Origin of the sequence: Arsenicibacter rosenii (genome assembly GCF_001870735.1) — a bacterium.
In the GTDB taxonomy this organism is placed as follows: domain Bacteria; phylum Bacteroidota; class Bacteroidia; order Cytophagales; family Spirosomataceae; genus Arsenicibacter; species Arsenicibacter rosenii.
In genome coordinates this window covers 77,218-101,331 of the sequence record NZ_MORL01000021.1, presented here as the reverse complement: position 1 = coordinate 101,331, position 24,114 = coordinate 77,218, and the positions used below count along the sequence as shown (strand labels likewise).

17 protein-coding genes are annotated in these 24,114 nt (G+C 50.8%); 8 read left to right on the top strand and 9 right to left on the bottom strand.

Annotated features, from left to right (window positions below; translation table 11 throughout):
- Together BLX24_RS24400 and ruvC are read right to left on the bottom strand one after the other, a co-directional pair.
- Positions 1-3,854: SdrD B-like domain-containing protein (locus BLX24_RS24400; RefSeq protein WP_177225915.1), on the bottom strand; the 3,854-nt coding region annotated here is incomplete at its 3' end.
- A gap of 334 nt (positions 3,855-4,188) precedes the next feature.
- Positions 4,189-4,788, bottom strand: coding sequence for a crossover junction endodeoxyribonuclease RuvC (gene ruvC, locus BLX24_RS24395; RefSeq protein WP_071505834.1), 600 nt, complete (start codon positions 4,786-4,788; stop codon positions 4,189-4,191).
- Positions 4,789-4,918: 130 nt separating this feature from the next.
- On the opposite strand from ruvC, the gene BLX24_RS24390 reads away from it, so the two are divergent.
- From BLX24_RS24390 to BLX24_RS33430, 8 genes are all read left to right on the top strand, one after another.
- Positions 4,919-6,058 (top strand): glycosyltransferase, encoded by a 1,140-nt coding sequence (locus BLX24_RS24390; protein ID WP_071505833.1) that lies wholly within the window; start codon positions 4,919-4,921, stop codon positions 6,056-6,058.
- An 86-nt stretch (positions 6,059-6,144) separates the two neighbouring features.
- Positions 6,145-6,771: a polysaccharide deacetylase family protein gene (locus BLX24_RS24385; protein WP_374755016.1), complete on the top strand. Its 627-nt coding sequence runs from the start codon at positions 6,145-6,147 to the stop codon at positions 6,769-6,771.
- A gap of 163 nt (positions 6,772-6,934) precedes the next feature.
- On the top strand, positions 6,935-9,091 hold the full coding sequence (locus tag BLX24_RS24380; RefSeq protein ID WP_143092789.1) for a hypothetical protein: 2,157 nt from the start codon (positions 6,935-6,937) through the stop codon (positions 9,089-9,091).
- Positions 9,092-9,156: 65 nt separating this feature from the next.
- Entirely contained in the window at positions 9,157-9,900 is a 744-nt protein-coding gene (locus BLX24_RS24375; RefSeq protein ID WP_071505830.1) for a lysoplasmalogenase, read from the top strand.
- Positions 9,901-9,918: 18 nt separating this feature from the next.
- Positions 9,919-10,632 (top strand): OmpA family protein, encoded by a 714-nt coding sequence (locus tag BLX24_RS24370; protein ID WP_071505829.1) that lies wholly within the window; start codon positions 9,919-9,921, stop codon positions 10,630-10,632.
- Positions 10,633-10,771: 139 nt separating this feature from the next.
- Positions 10,772-11,653, top strand: coding sequence for a universal stress protein (locus BLX24_RS24365; protein ID WP_071505828.1), 882 nt, complete (start codon positions 10,772-10,774; stop codon positions 11,651-11,653).
- A 55-nt stretch (positions 11,654-11,708) separates the two neighbouring features.
- Entirely contained in the window at positions 11,709-12,473 is a 765-nt protein-coding gene (locus BLX24_RS24360) for an oxygenase MpaB family protein (protein ID WP_177225914.1), read from the top strand.
- A 53-nt stretch (positions 12,474-12,526) separates the two neighbouring features.
- Positions 12,527-13,582, top strand: a complete 1,056-nt coding sequence (locus BLX24_RS33430) for a PD-(D/E)XK nuclease family transposase (protein ID WP_071505844.1) — start codon at positions 12,527-12,529, stop codon at positions 13,580-13,582.
- A 41-nt stretch (positions 13,583-13,623) separates the two neighbouring features.
- Here the strand turns inward: BLX24_RS33430 and BLX24_RS24350 are convergent, their stop codons facing one another.
- The 7 genes from BLX24_RS24350 to BLX24_RS24315 all read right to left on the bottom strand — a co-directional run bounded on the left by BLX24_RS24350 (position 13,624) and on the right by BLX24_RS24315 (position 23,997).
- Complete coding sequence (locus BLX24_RS24350; RefSeq protein ID WP_071505826.1) at positions 13,624-14,952, bottom strand: ABC transporter permease; 1,329 nt, start codon at positions 14,950-14,952, stop codon at positions 13,624-13,626.
- Positions 14,953-14,964: 12 nt separating this feature from the next.
- Complete coding sequence (locus BLX24_RS24345) at positions 14,965-15,879, bottom strand: ABC transporter ATP-binding protein (RefSeq protein WP_071505825.1); 915 nt, start codon at positions 15,877-15,879, stop codon at positions 14,965-14,967.
- A 167-nt stretch (positions 15,880-16,046) separates the two neighbouring features.
- Complete coding sequence (locus tag BLX24_RS24340) at positions 16,047-16,478, bottom strand: chromate transporter (RefSeq protein ID WP_071505824.1); 432 nt, start codon at positions 16,476-16,478, stop codon at positions 16,047-16,049.
- 90 nt (positions 16,479-16,568) lie between these two features.
- Positions 16,569-17,810 carry a dicarboxylate/amino acid:cation symporter gene (locus BLX24_RS24335; protein WP_071505823.1) on the bottom strand — a complete coding sequence of 414 codons (1,242 nt, stop codon included), beginning with the start codon at positions 17,808-17,810 and terminating at the stop codon, positions 16,569-16,571.
- A gap of 131 nt (positions 17,811-17,941) precedes the next feature.
- Positions 17,942-20,272, bottom strand: coding sequence for a T9SS type A sorting domain-containing protein (locus BLX24_RS24330; protein WP_083422152.1), 2,331 nt, complete (start codon positions 20,270-20,272; stop codon positions 17,942-17,944).
- 132 nt (positions 20,273-20,404) lie between these two features.
- Complete coding sequence (locus tag BLX24_RS24320) at positions 20,405-20,839, bottom strand: SRPBCC family protein (protein ID WP_071505820.1); 435 nt, start codon at positions 20,837-20,839, stop codon at positions 20,405-20,407.
- 59 nt (positions 20,840-20,898) lie between these two features.
- Positions 20,899-23,997: an efflux RND transporter permease subunit gene (locus BLX24_RS24315; protein WP_071505819.1), complete on the bottom strand. Its 3,099-nt coding sequence runs from the start codon at positions 23,995-23,997 to the stop codon at positions 20,899-20,901.
- Positions 23,998-24,114: the final 117 nt, after the last annotated feature.

Below are 24,114 nucleotides of genomic sequence, written 5' to 3'. Positions count from 1 at the left end.
GACAGGCTCACCGGTGTTCCGGCGGTCACAAACGTATTACCGGCAGCCAGGGTCAACGCTGGTTTTGGCAATACGGTAAACACGGCTGAGGACAAAGAAATTGTCTGACAGTTCGGATCCGACGGAATCGGCTTCAGGCAGGCATACATCACATACGTAGCGGATGTTGTTCCGGTGTTGGCCGGTACAGCTGTTGAGCTCATGGTAATACAGGCAGTCCCGTTTATGACCGGAGCTTCGGCTACGTGCAGCCCGCCACTCGCTGTATAAGGATTTGAAACCGCCTGCGGGAACAGCACCAGTTCAATCGTCTGATTCGCGTTGGCCGTCACACAAACCGGCGGAACAGCCTGCCCCTGGCAAACCGTCACCGGTGCAATGCTACCGATGCTGACACACGAGCATGATGCCGGTGCTGCATACGTACGGCTTATGGTCCCACAGGTAGTTCCTGACGAGATAACGGTAACGGTATGATTCCCGCTACCTGAGCTCAACCCCGTCAGCGAGAACGTTGCCGTTGACTGACCGGCGGTGATGCTGACTACTGTTGATTTCGCACCATCTGTAATGGTCAGGCTCGTAGCCGGGCTATTGCTCAGGCTAACAGTACCGCTTACCGTATATTGATTGGTAGCAACCGTACAGGCTCCGGGTGTTACAGATAATGCCAGCTGACAGGTTTTCTCTTCGGTCAGACACATGGCATCGACTTTCGCCCACTGGTTGGCATCTGTATTACCACCTGTTCCGGTACCGACCGCACACACGCGGATCAGATTTGTACCGGCAGGCGCTGCATCTGACACCAGCGTATAGGGACCGCCAAAGCTACCCGTGCTTAACAGGTTTGTTATGGTAAATGCCTTAGGCGAACCAACCAACGATGACCCGTTCAGGAATTGCAGGGTGACGGTCTGACCGTTGGCCTGATGAACGCCGGCATAGAATCGTAACGTATAAATTGACCCGACATTCGCCGATACACTCTGACACATGGATGTACTGGCGCCAGTGGTGTAAGCAAAGGCATATCCGTCCGGCGCGTTAAAATTAGTAGTCGGATTCATTTCGGCTAAACCACCCGTCCAGGACGGCGGCGGTGTAACGGTTGTAGTTGCCACCGGCGGAGACGGCAGGCCTTGCTCAAAGCTGGCGTTTACGAGCAGGTTATCCGGACAAACCAGGAGGCAACCGCCCGGCGATGTATACGTTTTACCCGTCGTTCCGCAAAGCGTAGCCGATGACGTTACCGTGATGGTATGGAAGCCGGTACCACTCTTAATGCCGGTCAGTGAGAACGGGACTGCCGTTGTACTGGCCGTTGCCGTTACTGTAATACTGACCGCATTGGTAGCCTGACTGTCGTCTGCAATAACCAGTGTCTGGGCCAGGCCGTTGGTAATCGTTAATGTCCCCGATACAGCATAGGTATTTGTTGCCGACTGGCACGTACCCGGCGTTACAGCGAGCGACAAGGAGCATGGCGGGACAGTAGCAAACGCCGCGTCGTAGGTAAAATTATTTTCACCGGCATCGCCCAGCACAAAGCTAATAATACCGGCATTGTCGGCGTCTGTATCAATGGCATCGCCGTTAGCAGAGGTTGCGGAGTTGGGTTTTGTACTTAATACCAGCGCACTGGCACTGGCCGGGAAACAGATGGAGTATGTCTCCCCTTTGGTCAAGGCCAGTCCATACCGGAAACCGGTGGCCGCCGTTCCCGCAGCGTTTGTAAAATAATACTCGCCGCTGCTGTTTGTAGTGACAGATACCCCGCCGGAAGCCAGTCCGGGTCCTTTCAGCGTCACGGTCACTCCTGCCAGTGCCGGTTCGCCCGGATCCTGAATACCATCGTTATCCTGGTCATGCCAAACGCGGTTACCGATCATGACCGGCGCCTCATTACATAATAACTCCAGATCCCCTAAACCGGCCGACTTGCCAAACGAGGCAGGGCGGTTATTAGGGTCACCGGCATCCTGCCCCAATACCTGATAGACCTGATCGGCATCACCCGCCTGGTTATCAAAATAACGGGCCCCTGCGGCGCGGAACGCCGAGTAAGGGTCAAATGCTGTAGCAGCCACCTGCCCGGACCCTGCCCAGACAGCTAACCCGCCCAGAACAATTTCCTGGTGTCCGGTAGCGCCCCCGTTAATATCCGTTGTTTTGTCATACATATCCTGCCAGTAAAACTCACCGTTTCCGGGGCCCTGGCCAGGACTCTGATTTTTACCTCCTGAGTTATAGGTGATGGCGGTTGCCCGGTCTGAGGCCGTATGGGTAATCGTAGCGTTACTCTCAATGGCATACTTCCCGTTGGCATTACGGCCCGCCCGCAGGATATCGCCCGCCGAAACGCCTTCGTAGACAGCCGTTGTTCCCGGCACCGGTGCATAGTTTGCGTTCCCTGACTGATGCCCGAAACGGTCCATCATACCGATGATCATTTCACCGTTTGTGTCAAACTCAATATCAGCCAGAATGGGCTGCGGATAAACCGTTTGTTCATACGAAATATTGATAAAACCACTGCCGATGTCGCTCCACGCATCAACCCATGGACGCCATGCCGCATAACCTACATCGCCGGCAGCCGTTCCTGATTTGGTAGCAAACCCACGCGGATAATTTAACGGGAATGTCAGCACCTCCGTAAAATTGCTTTGCGCCCCGGCCGGATCATGAACATATACGTACCCCTGCAAGACAGATGCGTTGGCAGGAGAGGTAATCGTTGAGGATGGTGTCGTATTCTCACCGGTACATACCCCTCCGACATATACTTTACCCCGATAGTATTTAACCGCCCATGGCCGGAAAACACCGCTGACGCAGGCCGGTGCCGTAAGGGTATGCATGGTATACGTCGTGGGAGGACTGCCATTGGGCCCGAGCGGCAGTTCGTATAGATTCCGATCAGATAAATTGACCAGCCAGATCGTTTTGTCGTCATCCGAAATATCCATATCCCCGATTGACATTTTTCCGACCAGATCAAACGCAGCGACATCATAGTTAGGCTCCGTTTTGTCGGGATACAGATAGTTGGCCGACGGTGTTGAGGACGCCGGAGCCGTTGTTGTCCGCGGATCCGTTCCTACATTGATGCCCAATGCGGTCAGGTTCACAAACGGGGTAACAGTTGTGGACGTGATACTTGCACTTGTCGGCGAACCAACCTGGATTTTATAAATCTGTCCGGGTCCTCCATCGCCAAAGCCGGAGTGGCGCTTCATAAACGCGGCTGCATATAACGACTGTGTACTGCGCTGATAGGCAAGTCCCCAGGTAGCACCAACCGAACCCTGCGCCAGATAGTTGTTCCGCAATTCAGGATTTCCGTTATACTTCCAGCCGACAAGCCAGTTATCGTTCCGGGCGAGGTTTGTTCCTGTCGTGATTTTCGGGTTACCGTTGGTGTAGCACGACGTAACCAGGAAGGGATTCCCCTGGCAATAATTGCCCGGATAATTCAGCGCAAGATTTGCATTTGTTGCGGGCGCGGTAACAAACTGAACACTGGTACCGGTACCGCTTCCCTTGAAGCCGTCAAAGTCGCCCGCCTGAAAACCGGTAAACTCCAGACGATACGAACCGGCAGCCAGTGTCAGCGTATACGTTCCCATAGTAGCGGTATTGCTGCTGGTTATGGCCGTTGCCGCTACGGCTCCTGATGTGTTATAGGCCGTAACAAGAACACCCGGTACGCCTGTCTCATTATACCCGGCCGTTGACGTAGTTGCCGTAGTTCCGGGCGCTTTTATACCGTCACCATTAAAATCACGATAAACCGTTCCTGTAATGGTTTGCGCCCGGGTTAATCCGGATACCCCGAGTATTACCAACAACGCTATAAAAATGCGTACAGGTAAACCACAGCACCACCTAAGTGAGCGTAAATAATTTTTTCTCATAATTGTCCGCAAAGGAATAAGCAAGTATGCCTCCCTGAAGGACAAGAATTGGGCCAATCCAGTAACATTATTGCATATGTTACCGCTTATCAAACATAAGTCTATATATTATTTCCACTATCACCCGATCCGTATGATGTTAAACATACTTTCAGGCCATTTGGCCTCATAACGAAGCTGGCCGGGCACGTTGTCAAATATTATGCCACAATATCTGAAAACATGCCTGGCTTAACTGAATGGTGGCCGGAAACACTTTAATTATGTATTAAGAGATGCGATTAGGATTTTCGCTCACAAACGCGCCCCACCCTCCCTTCCTGGTTTGTTTTGTGGAACGCGTCGGCAAGGCATTTGCGTGGAAATGGTGACACAGGGCAATGGCCAGCGCATCTGTGGCATCAAAAAACTCAGGCTCAAGCCTGGTTTGTAACAGCGTCGCGACCATCTGGGCGACCTGCTCTTTACTGGCATTGCCGTTGCCGGTGACCGACTGTTTAATCCGGCGCGGTGCGTATTCAACAATCGGGATATTGCGCGACAATGCCGCCGCCATCACCACCCCCTGGGCCCGGCCCAGCTTCAGCATGGCCTGCACATTCTTCCCGAAAAACGGGTCTTCAATCGCCATCTCATCCGGCGCATATTCGTCGATCAGGCGGATGATGGTTTCGTGTAATTTCTGAAGCTTCAGCTGATAGGTCGTATATTTGCTGAGTTTAATGACGCCGTATTGCAACATGGTCATCTCATTGCCCCGGATCAAAACCACGCCATAACCGGCTACCTGGGTTCCGGGGTCAACGCCAAGAATTATTTTTTCTGTAGATGACGCAGCTACGTTCGTCTTATTGGCCGATTCACTCATGTTGGCTGGTTTCTTTTATGCAAAGTAACGATTTCCGGGCCGATTCTGTACCGTTCCGGCCAAATATCGGCGGCTGTGCTCCGGCGTATTCTGCCTGCTGATACTGCTTACTGCCTATGAAAACTGCTTTATGACGTTCATATTCCTTTTTATCGCCTGCCTGTATGCTCTTTTTACCAGTGTACTATGGATCATCTGGTTACGTATACCTGCGGGTCTATACGTCGGGCTACCGGATCCGCCCCTCCCCCGCCTGTCGGTCATCATTCCGGTCCGGAATGAAGCCGGACAGATCGCTGAGCTGCTCGCCGACCTCGACCGGCAGACATACCGGCATTTTGAGGTCATTGTGGCCGATGATGCCTCCACGGATTCAACGGCTGCCATTGTGCAGGCATTTGTGCCTGACGCCTCTTTTCCGCTCACCCTGCTACCCTTACAGGAGATCGGGGCTGCTTCCCCTAAAAAACGGGCCATTACCCAAAGCATCCGGCTGGCAACAGGCGACCTCATCGTTACTACCGACGGCGACTGCCGGGTGGGCCCCGGCTGGCTGGGCAGTTTTGCCGCCTTCTACCGGCAAACCGGTGCTAAACTAATCAGTGGGCCGGTATCGTTTCTTCCGCCCGCCGGATCGTTTACAGGCCGGTTATTTACGGCCCTGCAAACCGTCGAATTTGCCAGCCTGATCGGTTCCGGAGCAACAACGCTCCATGCCGGTGCTCCTACCATGTGTAACGGCGCAAACCTTTGTTATGAAAAAGCCGTTTTTTACGAAGTAAACGGGTTTGCCGGTGTCGATCATCTGGCATCGGGCGACGATGAGTTCCTGATGCATAAAATTGCCGGCCGGTATCCTACGGGGGTTCGTTTTCTGAAAAGCCCGGATGCTATAGTTTTAACAGCCGCGCATCAGTCACTTACTGCTTTTTACAACCAGCGGCGACGCTGGGCCAGTAAATGGCAGGCTTATCAGAGCCGCTGGCCGTCGGTTCTGGCGGTATTTGTCTTTTTGTGTAACCTGGCTCCGCTTATGGCGCTGGCATGCTGGCTGACCGGATCAATCACCGGTTCCGGGTTCGTTTTGATCCTGTTGCTAAAGGTTTTTCCGGAGTTTTTGTTCTTACGGCAAATTCTTCTTTTTTTACAAAAAAAATCATTGGTGCCAGCCATCTTTTTAACGGCACTGGTCTATCCTTTTTACGTTGTTTTTTTCGGATTGGCCGCTCAGGGAAAAGGGTATCAATGGAAAGGAAGAAAACTTAACTGATACCTGACGGGAGAAACGGTACTCAAAAGAACCGTATCCTTATCACCGTCAGGCATCACAGACCACGAATTGCCTTGTCATTCTTTTTGCACAAATCCAATTGTCTGCTCCGGACAATCTATCCGGACTTCTGGTGGAAATCCGATGATTCAGAACCGGTTATTTACCTGACTTTTGATGATGGCCCCATTCCCGAGGTCACGGAATTTGTACTGGAGCAACTTGACAAATATGCCGCGCAGGCTACCTTTTTCTGCATTGGCGATAATGTACGTAAGCACCGCGAAATTTTCTATAAGGTAATTGAAGCAGGTCATTATATTGGGAACCACACGTTTAACCATCTTAACGGATGGAAGAATGAAGATGTGACCTATCTTGAAAATATACAACGCTGCCAACAGGAAATCGGCTTTGATACCCCGTTTTTCCGGCCACCTTATGGACGAATCAAAAAAAGCCAGGCCGCTCAGTTGCTTGATCACTATGCCGTCGTGATGTGGGATGTCCTGACCGGCGATTTTGATCAGTCGATGACCCCGGAAACCTGTTTACGGAAAACCATTCAATATACCGAACCGGGCTCCATTGTTGTCTTTCATGACAGCTGGAAAGCCTGGCCGAATATGCGGTACACGCTGCCGCGTATGTTGTCTCATTTTGCCGAGCGAGGGTATTTGTTCCAGGCCCTTCCCCAACCGGTGTATGCCTGATCACTGCCAGATAAGTTTTTAAACATCTGCCATAGCCTTGCTGGTTATAGAGGTAAGTATCAGCCTCCTGACCGGCAACGTTATGAAAAGTAAGTTATACCGAAGCGCATATAGCCAGTCGGCGCTATGCTTCACCGTTCATTATACCCAAACACAGTAAGCCATGATAGTCATACGGTCATTGCGCCGGTCGATTATCTCGGTGCAGTATTTTATCATTTATGCATGGGCCGTTCTGCGCCATTTGCTGACGCACCTGATTCTGCTCTTGCTGGCCTACGCACTGCTGTCGGGCGGGCCTCAGGTACAGGACGTTTTCCGATCCATTAATGCCAGTGAGCCCAATCTGCTGACCAATATTCCGTTTCTGACCATGACCTGCTTTACCGTTGCCTGGGGTGTCAGTCTGTGGTATTGCGGCCGGCTGCTGTTGTCGCTGGCCGATGTGCGTGGCCCCAAGTTACTGGATACATTTCACCGCTTTCCGCGGCATGAATCCCGCCGTGAACGCGAACGCCTGAGCGACTTCATTGCCCAGATTCCGCCGATTCTCGGTTTGTTACCCCCCTTACTGGTTAGTCTGGCCTTTGCCGACACTGATAACAGGCATATTTTCTACGTCGCCTGGTTTTATGGACTGACCATCGGACTAGGTCTCTGGTTTACCTACCACCGGCAACTCCTGCGCAAAGTACTGCCGGGTATCCGTTTCGATCCGTTTCTGTTTAAGCCCGATCGCCGCCACTGGCGCGATATCTGGCGGCTTTCTGACAGCTACTCAAGGGTATGCTATGCCCTGCTGATTATCAATTTTGCCATCTGGCTGCTACTCATCTTTTTTCCGGACCGGTGGCCCGTAATCTGGCAGGCCGGTCCGGTCGGCATTCTGCTGATTGCGTTTACCTGGCTCACACCACTTGTCAGCTACCTGACCTACCTCAACCGGCCGACGCGGCCCGTACTGCTTTTGTTAACGCTCTGGATTGTCATTTGCAGCTACTTCAACGACCATACCCTGCTCCGGTTTACGGAAGCAAATCCGATAAAGCAGTCGGTCAGGCAGTCGGCCATGGTGCTTCCGGTTTCGCACGTTAAAGGGCAGCCACTTGCGGGGATAACCGACGCACATTCCGGCGCAGAGGCCGGTCTGATGCGGCCAGGCATTCACAAGCACCTGCGCCAATGGGTGAGTCACCGCGCGGCATGGCCAACCGACACGATGCCGGTCTTTATTATCGCTACCGAAGGCGGTGGTATCCGGAGCCTGAACTGGACTACCGGCGTTATTCAACAGCTCGACTCGCTTATTCCCGGCTTTTACAAGCAGATTTTTGCGTTCAGCGGCGTCTCGGGCGGTGGCGTAGGCGCAACGTTCCTGACTACTTTCCGCCGGGATGTGCCGAGGGTAACCCCGGTACGGTACCGGCAGTTCCGGCAGGCAACCAACGACGATTTTCTGTCGCCGGTCATGGGCGCTTTACTTTTCCATGAAACCCTGCAAAAGGTCCTTCCTTTTCCGGTACGGCAGTTTAACCGGAGCAACTGGCTGGAAGACGCCTGGAGTGCCTCCTACTACCAGCATCTGCAGCTTCATTCGCTCGATAAACCGTTTCTCTCCCTCTGGTCTGCGGCTGACTCACTTGACCACCCCAGTCTTTTTCTAAACGCCGTCATTACCGAAAGTGGTCAGAAAGGCATTTTGAGCAACCTACAGCTCGACTCTCAGTATTTCCGTGATGTTGTTGATATTTATGGCATTACGCGGCGTGATATTCCGATAAAAACGGCCGCCTCACTGACCGCCCGTTTTCCCTGGCTCTCGTCCGGCGGCCTGATCACCTATCCGGATGGCCGGCCTTTCGGTCATGTGGTCGATGGAGGTTACTGGGATAACACGGGCCTTGAAACCGCTTTATCCATCCTGACCGCCATTACTCCCGATATTCAGCAGTTCAACCAAAACCCCGGGCGCCCGTTTACGATTCAGCCCGTGGTTTTATACCTCAAAAACACCCTCATCGACGAGGAGTGCGATGTTTCTGACTCGTATTTCGACTGGCTTATTCCCATTGTGGCGTCGATGAATGCCAACCAGCGTAAATCAGGCACCGTATCCAATCTGACCGAAAACCTGCTGCATAATTACCAGCCGGAAGTGCCTTATCACATTATTCAGCTCGACCGTAAAACCGGTGTTCCCTTACCACTGGGCTGGTACCTGTCCGACGACGCCCGGTATGACCTCTGGCGAAAAGTGAACGCATTTGCTCATACCCACACGACGTTTACAAAAACAGTCGGTCATTTTTTCAATAATTGATCTAAGATGAAATATTAAGAAAAGAATGTTTACATTAGAAGCGTTTTACCTGAACTTTTCTAACTGTGCGTTCTACCAACCTTCTTTTTCCGGTTTTCTGGGCCATTACCGGTATTGAAATCAGTGGAGATCTGCTTGATATTGCGTGGATGCATTTCGGCTTTAAGCCGCTTATCATGATTTCGCTCATGGTCTTCGTCTGGCAACATCGTCCGCTCCTGACCATGTTTGCCAGTCTGCGCTGGCTGCTTGCGGGTATGTTCTTTGCCCTCGGCGGCGATATTTTTCTGATGATTCCCAAACGAGACCTTTTCGTGCCGGGTTTGGCATCCTTTTTGGTGATGCAGTTATGTTATATCATCGCTTTTTTCCGGTCTGTCCGCGAAAACGGCCATACAATCACCGGGCTAAAGTGGCTGAGTCATGCGCTGCCATTTGTGATCTACAGCGGAGCCTTTGTTGTTTACCTGCGCTCCGTTTTTGACGCCAACAGCGCTTTACAGCCTTTGTGGATGCCGGTGGTTTTATACGTAATCTGTATCAGCAGCATGGGGGTTTCAGCATCAGCCCGGTTAGGGGCCGTGCTGACCGGCAGTTTCTGGCGTGTGAGTCTGGGGGCGGTATTGTTCATTCTATCAGACACGGTGATTGCCCTGAACAAATTTGTTTTCCGTGTTCCTCTGGCTCCCTTACTGGTCATGTTTACCTACGCGGCCGCCCAATACCTGATCATTATCGGAATGTTGCGGGAACATCAACTGACAGACGAACGGATTCAAAAGCGAAATGACAGTCTCTTGACCCATTGATTTTTACGCTTCTTTCAGATGAAAACGCTTCTTTCTCTGCTCCTCATTTGCCTTGGTACTGTGGCTTTCGGCCAGAAAATGATTAAAAAGGTTTCCGACCCGACGACGGTCACCATTAAAGCCGTTGACGAAAAAACGCAGAAAGAGCTGGAGGCTCAATACGCTGTTCAGGCCGTTTTAGGCAAGAAAACGTTTCAGGGTGTCAGCAAGCCCGGCAATTCGTTCTCGCTGATTCTGACCAAAACCGATACGCTGGTTGTAACCACGCGCGTCAAAGGATATTACGAAACAGAAGAAACCTTACTCATTGCCTGCGATACCTGCGGTCTGTACGAACACATTGCCCTGATGGAAAAGCAGGATTCGGTATTCAGCGATCTTCAGGTCAATAAAGCAATCCGGCTGGACAATGTCTATTTTGACCAAAGCAGCTATATTCTGCGTCCCGAATCCTATACACAGCTCAATAAACTGCTGAAAACGTTACAGGGCAACCCTAAACTGGTTATTGAAATTGCCGGCCATACCGATAACGTCGGCGACCGGCAACTGAACAAGCTTCTTTCACAAAACCGCGCGAAGGTGATTGCCAATTATCTGGCCAATAGCGGTATCCGGGACGAGCGCCTGCAATACAAGGGATATGGCGATACAAAGCCCGTTGCCCCTAACGACTCCGAAGAAAACAAGCGCCTGAACCGACGGGTTGAATTTGTGGTACTGAAACTGTAACAAACAGGTCGGCACCTACGCCCCCTCACGCCCGACGCTGATACCGGTCATGCCGGAACGGCAACATGGCAGCTACCTTTACGTCTGTCCGTCAGCCACGTAAACTGACGATCCAACTTCAACGAAAAAGGTAAAGGCCATGAAAAAGATCCTGTTTCTGACCGATTTCTCAGACACCTCTAAAAAAGCGATCTATTTTGCCCAAATGCTGTTCGATCAGACGGCTGCTGAGTTTCAGATTGTCAATACGTATCCTGCTCTGGCAGACCTGACGTATGGTACAGCGGCCATGCTCCAGGCCGAAGACGATGCGGCTAAAGCACAGCTGGACGAGTTGCTGGCCGAAATCACCAAACAACCCATTCCGGATTTTCACGCCTATCATACTACGGCCAGCCTTGGCGAACCTGTCAGTACCGCCGAACGCCTGCTGAGCCAGGAACCTGCCGATTTTCTGGTAGTCGGTGCCAGCGGTAAACACGCCAGCCAGCTACTGGGCAGCACCGCCACCGGCGTAATCCGTGATTGCCGGACGAATGTGCTCATTGTGCCCGCCTTTACACAACTCAGGCCAGTTAAAGAGATTGTTCTGGCAGTTACGGTTACCTCAATCAATGATATGGAAACGCTGCTGCCCCTGAAGGAAATCCTGAAAGCCAAAGGTGCCCGGCTTACCCTATTGACGGTTACGAATAAAGCCAACAAGCTGACCAGCGAAGAGATTGATCAACAGCGCAACCGGATCGCCAACTTCCTGCAGGCAGAATCGGTTGACCCCTATATCATTCACGACGACCACATCGAGCATGGTATTAACCAGTATCTGGACACACATCATGTGGACCTGCTGGTGACTATTCCGCACCAAAAATCGTTGCTTGATGTTATTCTGAATACAAGTGTAACCCGTAAACTTGCATTTAAACCGCACGTTCCCATCCTGACGCTGTACGAGCCCGATCCGCAACCAACCTACACCGATTATGAGGAGGTTTCGGTAATCGGATTATTACCGTACTAAAGCCGGCCGGCGGGCGTTAACGTAGCGGAACCATCTTGTGTCAACAACAAATAACATGGAACGCTATTTTGTACGCCCCGACTCGATTGTGAGGCAGATTTGGGGTGATGCTGATGTCGTATTACTGATTTTTGCCGGCTCCGCTGCTGAATTTGCCCTCAATCGGGCCGTCGACTGGTTGTTTTATACCGGCCGGCTGCCTGCCGACCCGATCGGCCGTTTGTTTTCTACGGTCCAGTATGCGCAGGCTATTGTTTTTGCGGATACGACTCACGCACACCACACCGTATCACGCATGAGCGCTATCCATGCAGGAGTAGAAAAAAACCGTGGTTATTCCATTCCTGACTGGGCCTACCGGGATGTCCTGTATATGCTGATTGACTATTCAGAACGGGCTTTCCGGCTACTGCACCGCCCGCTGACACCAGCAGAACAGCAGGATCTTTTTTATACGTTTTATCAGGTTGGCAAAGGGATGAACATTCCGGATTTACCAACCCGTTATGCCGACTGGACAATCGACCGCCAGAAGCACCTGCAACAGGACCTGGAGCACTCTGCGTATACTGATCAGTTATTTCTCCGGTATCGGGAGGAACTGGGCGACTGGCGCTATAACCTGCTCCGGCAGGCACAGGCCCTGCTGGTTCCGCAACGGGTTCACCATCTACTGCACTTACCCCAAAAGCCTTTGTTAAGTTATACCATTGGCCTATACGGTATCCTGAACGGATTGGGCCTCCGGAAGTGGGTACAAAGAGCGTTATTGCCAACGGAGTATCTGGCTCAAATTCAGGCACTCGATAAATTCAGCTGATGCCAACGGCCGTTTTTTCGCTACTTTTGTCGTGTACCTACCACGCTTCCGCTATGGCAAAAAATCTGATCCGCTTCGACTGGGCCATGAAACGGCTGCTGCGCCAGAAATCCAACTTCGGCATTTTAGAAGGCTTTCTTTCAGAGTTACTGCGCGAAGACATAAAAATTGAGCAGATTCTGGAGAGCGAAAGCAATCAGGATATGGCCCGCCTGAAATTTAACCGCGTCGATATGCTGGCCATCAATTCGAAAGGGCAGCTTATCATTATTGAGCTACAGGCAGACAGCGAAAAAGACTATTTTTTCAGGATGTTGTTTGCCACTTCCAAAGCGGTTGTTGAACACTTTAATCTGGGCGAAGAGTATCATCAGATAAAGAAAGTGTATTCAATCAACATTATCTACTTTAACCTCGGACAAGGGGAGGATTATGTATATCACGGGAAAACCGAATTCAAAGGGCTACATACCGGCGATACACTCGGCTTATCGTCACGACAGCAAAAAAGTTTTTCGATCCAGAACGTTTACGATATCTATCCTGAATATTACATTCTGAAAGTCAACCATTTCAACGACCTGGCTAAAGACACGCTGGATGAATGGATTTACTATCTGAAAAACAATAAAGTAAAGCCCGGTTCCCGCGCGAAAGGGTTGTCGCTGGTTCAGGCAAAGCTTGAATTTGATAACCTGAGCCATCAGGATCGGATTGACTATATTAAGGCAATCGAAAATCAGGTTATCGAGCGTGATGTCTGGAAAACAAACATCGAAGATGCTGAAGAAAAAGGACTGGCACGCGGCCTGGAAAAAGGCCTGCAACAGGGAATTGAACAAGGCCTGCAACAAGGAATTGAACAAGGAATTGAAAAGGGAATACAACAGGGGATTGAACAGGGAATTGAACAAGGACTACAACAGGGAATTGAAAAGGGAATTGAACAGGGACTACAACAGGGAATTGAAAAGGGCAAAGCACTGGCCATCCGCCAAAGCATTATCCGGGCGCTGCAGCGTGGCAAACTAACACCCGCCGAGATCGCCGAAGATTTTAACGTGACTGAAGACCTGGTTCTACAGATTCAACGGGAAGAAGGCCTTTAACGGAAAAAGCCCGGCACACAATGGCCGGGCTTTTTCACGAATTAACCTTTATAAAAAAGCCACTTCGACATTTCCTTGAAGGTTGGCTTCTTACCGTACATCAGGATACCGACGCGGTAGATACGGGATGCCAGCCAGATGGTTCCGATAAAGCCCAGCACCAGCAACACCATCGACAAGGCAAGTTCCCAGACCGGCACCCCCAGCGGCACCCGGACCATCATCACAATCGGTGAGGTAAAGGGAATCATCGACGCCCAGAAAGCCAGACCACCATCCGGATCGCGCAGTACAAACTGGGCAATACCAAATGAAAAAATGATTGGCAGCATAATCGGGAAGACAAACTGCTGTGTATCGGCTTCGTTATCTACTGCTGCTCCTATGGCTCCAAACAAGGCGCTATAAAGCAAATAGCCCCCCAGGTAATAGAAGAGAAAACAACCGATAATCAACGGCAGATTCAGCGTACCAACAGCCTTCATCACTTTTGTTACCGGATTATCGGCCTGCACAACCGTTGCCTTCTTTCCGCCCTTAGCAGACGTTCCATCCGGGGTTACCTGTGTGGAAACGCTGGCGGCTACTTCGGCCCGCTTCTCCATAATACCGGGCGCAATCGTGAATAAACCGACAGTTAATAAAATCCAGAGCAAAAACTGCGTTAAGCCAACCATGGCAACACCCAGAATTTTGCCAAGCATAAGCTGGAAAGGCTTAATCGATGAGATAATTACCTCAACAATACGGTTTGTCTTTTCTTCGGTAATGCTGCGCATGACCTGCGTACCGTAAATCATCATAGTGATGTACAATACAAAGGCACAAATCCCCCCGACAGCGGTCGCCGCTCCGGTACTGCTTTCCTTTTCACCCTCCTCATTCAGGCTGATGGTATCAGAGTCTACGCTCACTTTCGCTTCCTCCAGTACTTTGCGCGTAATGCCTGCCTGCGTCAGTTTGATGTTCTCAATTTCGCGCTCAACGGCCTTTTCAATTTCGCTCTTAATTTCGTAGCTCACCCCTTTTTCGGCATACAACTGAATGCCTTTAGGGTTTTTCATGATATCAGCCGGTATATAGGCCAACACGTCATATTTACTGTCGAGAAAGTTCTTTTTGGCATCCGCAAACGCAACCTCAGGATAGGAGAATTTATAGGTCTCAGTCGACGGAATTTTGCCCTTAAACATCCCGCTGGCATCAATCACTTCAATCTTTTTTTCGTCTACCGAACTGACCGCCAGGAAGATCATCATCGCGTAAAAACCAAAGGACAGTAATGGCCCGAGAATGGTCATGATGATGAATGACTTTTTCCGGACCCGGACCAGGTATTCACGTTTAAGTACTAAGAAAATTGTATTCATGTCGTAGCAGGATTAAGTGGTTGGAACTTCGCCGACGGCTTTGATGAAAATATCATTCATACTCGGGATATTTTCCCCGAACGACCGGACCATCACCCGGTCAAGCAAAAGGCGGATCAGGTCATTTACTTGCGCCTCTGCCGGAATCCGGATATTTGTCCGTGTAAACCCATCTTCGGTTGTTTTACTGTCCAGCAAGGTAAACTGCTCCGGCAACCCGTCAATGGTTCCCTGGTAGTCGACGTGATAGGTATGGGTTTTGAACTGCTCTTTGATCGTTAGTTTTGGTCCGTCAAGTATTTTTTTGGAGCGGTTAATGAGGGCAATGTGGTCACACAGCTCTTCAACCGATTCCATGCGGTGGGTCGAGAAAATAATGGTACTGCCTTTTTGTTTCAGCTCCAGGATTTCGTCCTTGATCAGGTTGGCATTGATCGGGTCGAAACCACTGAAGGGCTCATCCAGAATAATCAGATCGGGTTCGTGCAGCACGGTCGCAACAAACTGAATTTTTTGCTGCATGCCTTTTGAGAGGTCCTCCACATTTTTGTTCCACCACGTCTTGATGTCAAACTTAATAAACCAGACTTTCAGTTTTTCCATCGCCTGTTTCTCGCTCAGGCCTTTCAGCTGGGCCAGATAAAGCAGTTGCTCACCCACTTTCATCTTTTTGTAGAGCCCGCGCTCTTCCGGCAGATAACCGATCCGGCGGATATGGTCCGGCTTCAGGCGTTCGCCCAGGAATAAGACATCGCCTTCGTCAGGACCGGTAATCTGGTTGATAATCCGGATAAGCGATGTTTTGCCGGCGCCGTTCGGGCCGAGTAATCCAAAAATACATCCACGGGGTACGTTCAGGCTGACATCATCGAGTGCCCGGTGTTGGGCATACTGCTTGACAATGTGATGCGTCTCCAAAATGTTCATGCAGAACCGTAACGTTTAGGTTTGTAAAATATGCATTATACCAGCAAGCTACAGAATGCAGGCCACAAACCGCAACCTTTTAAGGATAAAGCGCCGCGGGCTTCCACAAATGGCAAAAAAAATAGCCACAACCGCCTTGGCTGTGGCTACCGGATAGCTCATTCCGGTTAATTATAGTAATCCCGAACCTGAAAAAGCAGCATCAGAAACAAAAGCCCCAGGATAATGCCTAACAGGCTGATGGAAAATACACTGCTCGCCAGACTCAGTAATTGACCATAGTAGCTGAATACCCAGCCCTGCCGCCTGCGGTTAAATAAACCGGGAAGCGCCATAGCGGCCAGTATGGCCCCTGCCAGACTGACAATCATCGCAACCGTATAAAGAAGCCCTACGCCTGCGGCGGCAGCTACCGGTAGAAACGCCGCGCCGATGCCGAAAAATACCAGTAAGCCGGGAATCGCCAGTAATAAAAGAATGAGCGAAACGACCGGCCAGTACTTCACGAATCCTTCGCGAAAATTAACCGGAAACTGAAAAGGGGCTTTCGTTGTGAAATAAGGAGCCAGTTCGGACTCCAGAATTGCTGGCTGTGCCATGGAGGTAAGGGGTAGGGTTCGTTAAATAACTGATTAAAAGACTTTAACATACAGATTACCCCTTACATTCGCAAGCCAACGAGCTTGTTTTTATACAGCGACGTCTTCCTGAACGGCTTCAGGATGCCATTCGCCCTCCCACTTAGAGATAACGGCAGTAGCTACGGCGTTACCGGCCACGCTCGTTGCCGAACGGCCCATATCAAGTACCTGGTCGATACCCAGCAGTAAGGCCAGTCCTTCGATCGGGAGGTTAAACAAAGCCATAGTACCGGCAATAATAACCAGCGAAGCCCGCGGTACACCGGCAATTCCCTTAGAGGTGATCATCAGCGTCAGCATCATCGTAATCTGTTGCTGCGCGTCGAGTGGCACGCCATAAGCCTGCGCAATAAAGGCTGTGGCAAAGGTCATGTACAGCATCGACCCATCCAGGTTGAAGGAATACCCCAGCGGCAACACAAACGAAATAATCCGTTCTGAACAACCGAATTTTTTAAGCGCCTCAATCGTCTGCGGAAACGAGGCTTCCGAACTGGCCGTACTGAACGACAGAATTACGGCATTCTTGACATACCCCAGTAATTTGAGATACGGTATCCCGTTGACGGCACAGATCGCCCAGAGGACGACAAACAGAAAGAAGAACAAGCCACCGAAAAAGCAAAGGATCAGGTAAGCATAGCCCAGCAAGATGCCAAGGCCTTGTTTGGCAACTACTGCTGCAATAGCCCCCAGTACCCCGAACGGCGCAAAGCCCATCACATAGCCCGTTACCTTGAACATAACGTGTGAGATGGCATCCAGCGCCTTCACCACAATCTTGCCCTGATCGCCGATAGCACCTACTGCAATGCCGAAGAAAATACTGAAGACAACAATCTGAAGAATTTCATTCGTTGCCAGTGATTCAATAAAGCTCGTCGGAAAAATGTGGGTAATGAAGTTTTCGAACGTCAGTTTTTTAGCTTCGATACCGGTATCAGTCCCTTTGGCAGGCAGCGGCAATTGCATCACCTCACCTGGCTTCATTACATTAACGACCAGCAAACCAACGATCAGCGACAGGATGGTGGCAAAATAAAAATAGCCCAGCGTTTTCAGACCAATCCGGCCAACTGCCTTGAAGTCACCCAGTTTGGCGATCCCGACTACCAGTGTCGAGAAAACCAGCGGGCCGATAATCATTTTAATCAGCCGCAGGAAAACCTTAGACAGAATATTCAGATCGGTACCGGAAAAACCGGAATCCGTTGCCGGGAAAAAGTATCCGATAAGAATACCCAACACCATTCCCAGAAAGATACGTGTAGTAATGTTTGGTCGTTTCATTTAGTTGTTTGAAAGAGCAGTATCCACAAAAATACAGGAAAAAGGGAATTTTGATAGCCGAACACTGTCTTTCTGAAAACAGGAAAGCCCTCACGGGTTCATCATGAGGGCTTTCCTGTTACGGCAAATAATTAGTTTCCTTTCAGAATACGGATACTTTTCTGTTTTGTATCCGTAACGGCCTTCAGAATATACATTCCGGATAACTGCCCGCTCATCGGCAGCCGGTAACGGAACGATGCAGGCGCATCTTCCTGCGTAAACGTATGAACCGCACGGCCCTGCATATCGGACAGGAACAGATTCAGCGTTTTGCCCTCAGCCCCGTCGACGATAATTTCAGCATCGTTCACCACGGGGTTGCCGATCACACGCACCGATAGCTCTGCTTCAGTCGCTTCAGGGGTTGCTGTCCGGCCGGCGCCGCTGCCCGCAATCGTAAAATTGATCACCCGCAGGCCCGTCGGTGTCATAATTGTAACAACATACCGTCCTGCGCCCAGTGCCGGCATACCGGTTGCTGAACCAGGGACCGTCAATGTTGTATTCTGTTGCCGGTAAATCACCGGAGCCGAAGAAGCACCGGCCCTGGCAATTGAATAACTGAACTCGCCTCCGTTTCCGCAGACCGATCCGACAAGGGCTACCGATGCGGGCAGACTTGGCGCAATGTATAAAAACGACTCCGGAACATCGGCAATCAGCGTGGAACCAGCGGCAGGATATGTACCGGTATTCACCAGCGAGAAGCTTGACAGAGAGCCGATTGACACCTGCCTTACAACCTGATTAGAACAGCCGGCGGCATTGCTGCAACTGATCGAAATGGTATTAATACCTGCCACCGACGTGTTTACCACAAAACGGCTTCCCGCAACGGCATTATTCCAGACAACCTCTCCTGTTGAGCAGCTTGCCGTCAGCGTCAGCGGTTCGCCCACACATACGGCTACATTTGGTGAGGCCGTAATCACCGGAGGAGCCGCCACCGTAACGCTGTATATTGACGTACTTGCACAGTTAACGGCATTCGTACAGATAGCCATGTAGATAAGGACCCCGGCCCGGGAAGCGGTTCCGACAAATACCCCGTCTTTAGACGCACCATTCCAAAGTGCTGTACCGGTCTCACAAACAGCTGACAATGAGATCACTCCGCCGAAGCAAGCTGTCTGACTACCCGTAATGGTTGGCGAAGCGGGCGGCGATACCACAGTCACGGTTGTAGAAGCTGTATTATTGACCGAACACAAGCTGCTCAGACAGGTCGCCGAAATAACGGTCGTCTGTGATGGCCGCACAACAAGTTCTGTGCCGGTGGCACCGGTGCTCCAGATCAGTTTTGTTTTCTCACAGCCGGTAGCCGCCAGGGTCACGTTTTGGTTGGCACAAACGGCAGTAGCCGACGATCTGATTGTCAGCCGGGGAAGCACCGTTATCGTGGTAGATACGCGTGCCGAGCAGCCACCTTCACTTTTAACTTCTACAGCATAGGTACCGGTTTTACCGGCAACAATTGTCTCAGACGTAGCCCCGGTACTCCACTTATAGGTGCTGATATTGGAGGGTCCTAAGGCTGTCAGAATAGCTGTCTGCCCTTCACAAAGTGTTAATGACTGTGGAGTTATTGTTACCGAAACCGGCTGCTCAACAACGATACTGGCCGTAGCGGATGTTGAACAGCCACGGCTATCCGTCACAGCTACCTGATAGCTGCCTGTCGCCGATACACTGATACTTGAAGTAGTAGCGCCGGTGTTCCAGCGATAGCTGGTACCCGTTTCTGACCTGGCGGTCAGGTTTATTTTTTCTCCGGTACAAACCGTCAGGTTACCCGGCGCCAGCGTTACACTTGGTTTCGGACCGATGGTCCGCCTAGCCGTTGCCACACAACCGGAGCCAACGGTGCAGGTGGCTGAATACGTCATGCTGCTATTAACTGCGCTCAGGTTCAGAACGGCACTTATTTCACCGGTTGACCATTTCACAGCCCCGTTCTCACAACCAATTGCAGAGAGAGAAACGGGTCCCTGGCCACATGGCTCCGATGCGGCAATGCTCAGCGACGGAGTAGGTAAGACTGTTATGTACGAAACAGCCGTTACTCTGGGCGAAGTTGTCGCATTGCTCCGACAGCTCGTTCTGAACTGATACGAACCCGGATTATTTGTCGACTTCCAGATCAGGGTACCTACACCGACAGCCGGGTTTATGTATTGAAATCCGTCAGTACTGGCCGGTGGAGCAGGTATTATAAAGCCTGAACTTCCGCGTAGCACCGTAATTGAGGATGGTTTATTGTAATCAACCGGGCAGTTAATCGTAATTGAAACCGGTTGTCCAATACAGATAGTGGCATTCGCCGGTGTGTTTACCGGCACACTTTGACCCGTTGCCCGTGTGGAAAGCAGGATCATCCAGACGCTTACTAAATACAGTAATAAAGTACACGGTCTTCGCATAAAGATCTACTAATTAGGTGTTTATAAAATAAATATAGAGCAGTTTCCGGAGTTTACAAATGATTTTCCGGCAACTGCTCACTTTTTTATTAGCACCCTCAACGCAGTTTTATCAATGATGTCGTACCTCCATCAATTGAAAACATGTTTATATACCGGCTTCCGATACAAAAACTGTAGCCACAGGATCGGTAACATTAAAAAATCGGTAAAGCGGCTCGGTGTTCGAAATGTAATGTCGTCAATGATAACCGTTCCGTTACCCGATCTTACCAGCCGGTGGCGGTGGCGCCAGTACCGAAGGAAGAAAGGTAACCGTGTTCCTTCGTCAATAAAGAAGATCTCATCCGGCGTTGATTGCTGGTCAACAATCAGGCTGTCCCAGCGTTGTTTGAAAAGCAAAAAATTCAGCTCCAGCTGAACCTGGTCGCCAGTCAGGCAACCATCAAAACGAATCACATCAACGGGCGGGAAAGGCGGGCTAAGCTTATCAAACAATGTCCGGTCAAAACCAGCCCATACCTCTGGCAACGGTCGGGCAACCTGTGTACGCAAAATGAGTTTCACAATAGTAAAATTGAGGTTTAAGGAGCCTGAACCGCTCCCTAAACCTCAACCCGGAAACCCTATCCGAGGTTTGTGGCTTTGCCACGATAAAAGACATAAAACAAGAGCGGGAAGATAAATAAGGTCAATACCGTAGCCGTTATCAACCCGCCGATAACGACAATGGCCAACGGTTTAGAGGTTTCGGAACCGATACCGGTCGAAATCGCGGCCGGTATCAGACCAATGGCTGCCATCATGGCCGTCATAACCACCGGCCGCACCCGCGAAATAACCCCTTGTTTGATGGACTCATCCAGCGTCATGCGGTTATGCAGGTTTTTCTTAAAGACCGAAATCAGAATAACCCCGTTCTGGATACAGATCCCAAACAACGCGATGAAACCGATACCCGCCGAAATACTGAAGTTTACATGGGTTACCAGCAAGGCAGCAATACCGCCGATGATGGCAAACGGAACGTTCAGTAAAACCAGGCCGGCATCTTTGACATTACCGAACAAAACGAACAGAATAAAGAAAATACCCAGCAGACTGATCGGGACGACCTGCTCCAGGCGGAGCGTTGCCCGCTGCTGGTTTTCAAAATCACCCGCCCACTTGATGTTGTATCCCTGTAGCAGTTTTACATGCTGCGCTACTTTCTGCTGCGCTTCAGCAACGGCGCTCCCCATATCACGGCCACGGACCGAAAACTTAACGGCTCCGTACCGCTGATTGCCTTCCCGGTAAATCAGGATCGGACCGGTCTGGGTATATACCCGGGCAATTTCCTTGATCGGAATCATGCCTTTGTCGGTAGGCACCATCAACCGGCCGATTTGCTCTTCATTCGACCGGAACCCCTTGTCATACCGGATACGCAGGTCAAATTTCCGTTCACCTTCATAAATCTGGGTAGCAGCCTTACCACCAATGGCCATTTCGATCACCGCTTCTGCATCGGACTTATCAACGCCATATACAGCCAGTTTCTGCTCATCCAGCTCAATCCGTAATTCGGGCTGACCAATATTCCGGATGACGCCCAGGTCTTCAATTCCCTGCACGGTGGCCAGTTGCTTGCTGATCTCGTTTGATTTTTCTTCGAGCGTATACAGATCAGGGCCGTAGACTTTTACCGCAATCGAGCCTTTTACGCCCGAAACGGCTTCTGCCACATTGTCCATGATCGGCTGCGAAAACCCGAAATCTACGCCGGGAAACACTTTCAGTTTTTCCTGCATCTGATCAATTAGCTGCTCCTTAGTCAGGTGGCTTTTCCATTCGTCTTTCGGATACACATCGACCAGAAACTCAATGTTATAAAAACCGGTCGGGTCAGTACCATCATTCGGGCGGCCGGTCTGCGACATCACACCTTTTACCTCAGGAAACTGTTCAAAAATCTTCCGCATCCGGGTGGTGAGCTTTACCGACTCAGGGAGCGAAATGCTCATCGGCATGCTGGCCCGCACATAGATGGATCCTTCATCCAGTTCGGGCAAAAACTCGGTACCCAGCAGTGAGAAACCCGACAACCCGACAACCACCAGGGCCAGCGAAAACAGAAGGCTGATTTTTTTATGGGTGTAGGTAAACCCAAAGATGCTGCCCGATTTTTTGACCAGGAACTCCGTAAACGGGTTGTGCTTTTCGCGCACGTTCTTTTTAAGCAGGATACTCGATAAGACCGGTACCAGCGTCAGGGTAAAGAACAAGGCCCCCAGCAGGGCAAACCCAAGTGTCCAGGCCAGCGGGCTGAACATCTTGCCTTCTACCTTCTGGAATGAGAAAATCGGCACTAAACAGGTGATAATGATCAGCTTCGAGAAGAAAATCGCCTTACCCATCTCCGTGCCCGTTTTGCGTAGCACGCCCAGTTTGGCCAGTTTGTTGAACCGCTCCATCCCATTGCGGTGGGCCATTTCATCGAGCGTAACAAAGATACCCTCGACCATAACGACGGCACCGTCAACGATAATCCCGAAGTCGATGGCCCCCATCGACAGCAGGTTGGCCGACATGCCACGCAGCCGCAGACAGATAAACGCAAAAAGCAACGCCAGCGGAATGACAATCGATACGGTAATGGTGGTTCGCCAGTCGGCCATGAACAGGAACACAATCACGGTTACGAAAATGATTCCTTCGATCAGGTTGTGCGTTACGGTATGGGTCGCAAAGTGGATCAGCGTTTCGCGGTTGTAGAACGTGTCAATTTTAACGTCCGATGGCAGAATGTGGTCGTTCAGATCGTTGATTTTGTCTTTTACCCGTTCAATTACTTCGCTGGGGTTCTCTCCTTTCCGCATCACCACAATACATTCGACTACATCATTCTGCTTATCCCGGCCGGCCTGACCCAGCCGGGGCAGCGCAGATTCAGCCACCTGGGCCACGTTACGGACCATAATCGGCGTACCGTTTACATTTTTGATAATGATGTTTTCAATGTCTTTGCTGTTTTTCAGCAAGCCGATGCCACGGACGACATACGCTTCGGAGTTTTTCTCAATAACATCGCCCCCGACGTTTACGTTTGAGTTGGCCACGGCCTGATACAGCTGCAGCGGGGTAATGTTATAGTCGAGCAAGCGGCGCGGGTCAACCGAGATTTCATAGGTTTTTACTTCACCACCAAAGCTAACCACATCGGCTACGCCCGGAACGCTTTTCAACTGCCGGTCGATCACCCAGTCCTGCAACGTTTTCAGTTCACGGGCATTGCGGGTCTGGCTTTTGAGGGTATAGCGGAAAATCTCGCCGGTTGGTCCGTAAGGTGGCTGCACATCCGGTTTGATCCCTTCCGGCAGGTCGACGCCACCCAGCAGGTTATTGACCTGTTGCCGGGCAAACGCGTCATCTACCCCATCCTCAAACATAACCTTTACTACCGACAGCCCGAACAACGTCGTTGACCGGATATCGGTCTTTTTCTGCACCGGATTCAGGCCGATTTCAATCGGAATGGTTACGAATTTTTCAATTTCTTCGGCACTCCGGCCCGGCCACTGCGTAATGATCGTGATCTGGGTGTTGGTCACGTCAGGGAAGGCCTCAATGGGGGTGTTCTGGTAGCTGATAAAGCCGGCGATCACGATCAGCACGGTCAGAAAGAACACGAAGAATTTGTTCTTCAGCGAGAACGTCAGGATATTTTTTATGAACTTGTTCATGGGAAGATTTTCAGTTAGTGATTGTGTGATTCAGCGATTTAGTGAGTGTTTGGCAGACGCATAGACGGCCCGGTAAACGAGTTTTTGCCACTTCGGGACGGCAATCACTCATTCACA

Bases quoted from the DNA above. Each gene is read 5' to 3' on its own strand.
- BLX24_RS24345 (WP_071505825.1), bottom strand. From the start codon at position 15,879: ATGAACATTTTGGAGACGCATCACATTGTCAAGCAGTATGCCCAACAC.
- BLX24_RS24365 (WP_071505828.1), top strand. From the start codon at position 10,772: ATGAAAAAGATCCTGTTTCTGACCGATTTCTCAGACACCTCTAAAAAA.
- BLX24_RS24340 (WP_071505824.1), bottom strand. From the start codon at position 16,478: ATGGCACAGCCAGCAATTCTGGAGTCCGAACTGGCTCCTTATTTCACA.
- BLX24_RS24380 (WP_143092789.1), top strand. From the start codon at position 6,935: ATGATAGTCATACGGTCATTGCGCCGGTCGATTATCTCGGTGCAGTAT.
- BLX24_RS24360 (WP_177225914.1), top strand. From the start codon at position 11,709: ATGGAACGCTATTTTGTACGCCCCGACTCGATTGTGAGGCAGATTTGG.
- ruvC (WP_071505834.1), bottom strand. From the start codon at position 4,788: ATGAGTGAATCGGCCAATAAGACGAACGTAGCTGCGTCATCTACAGAA.
- BLX24_RS24370 (WP_071505829.1), top strand. From the start codon at position 9,919: ATGAAAACGCTTCTTTCTCTGCTCCTCATTTGCCTTGGTACTGTGGCT.
- BLX24_RS24315 (WP_071505819.1), bottom strand. From the start codon at position 23,997: ATGAACAAGTTCATAAAAAATATCCTGACGTTCTCGCTGAAGAACAAA.
- BLX24_RS33430 (WP_071505844.1), top strand. From the start codon at position 12,527: ATGGCAAAAAATCTGATCCGCTTCGACTGGGCCATGAAACGGCTGCTG.
- BLX24_RS24330 (WP_083422152.1), bottom strand. From the start codon at position 20,272: ATGCGAAGACCGTGTACTTTATTACTGTATTTAGTAAGCGTCTGGATG.
- BLX24_RS24390 (WP_071505833.1), top strand. From the start codon at position 4,919: ATGACGTTCATATTCCTTTTTATCGCCTGCCTGTATGCTCTTTTTACC.
- BLX24_RS24350 (WP_071505826.1), bottom strand. From the start codon at position 14,952: ATGAATACAATTTTCTTAGTACTTAAACGTGAATACCTGGTCCGGGTC.
- BLX24_RS24335 (WP_071505823.1), bottom strand. From the start codon at position 17,810: ATGAAACGACCAAACATTACTACACGTATCTTTCTGGGAATGGTGTTG.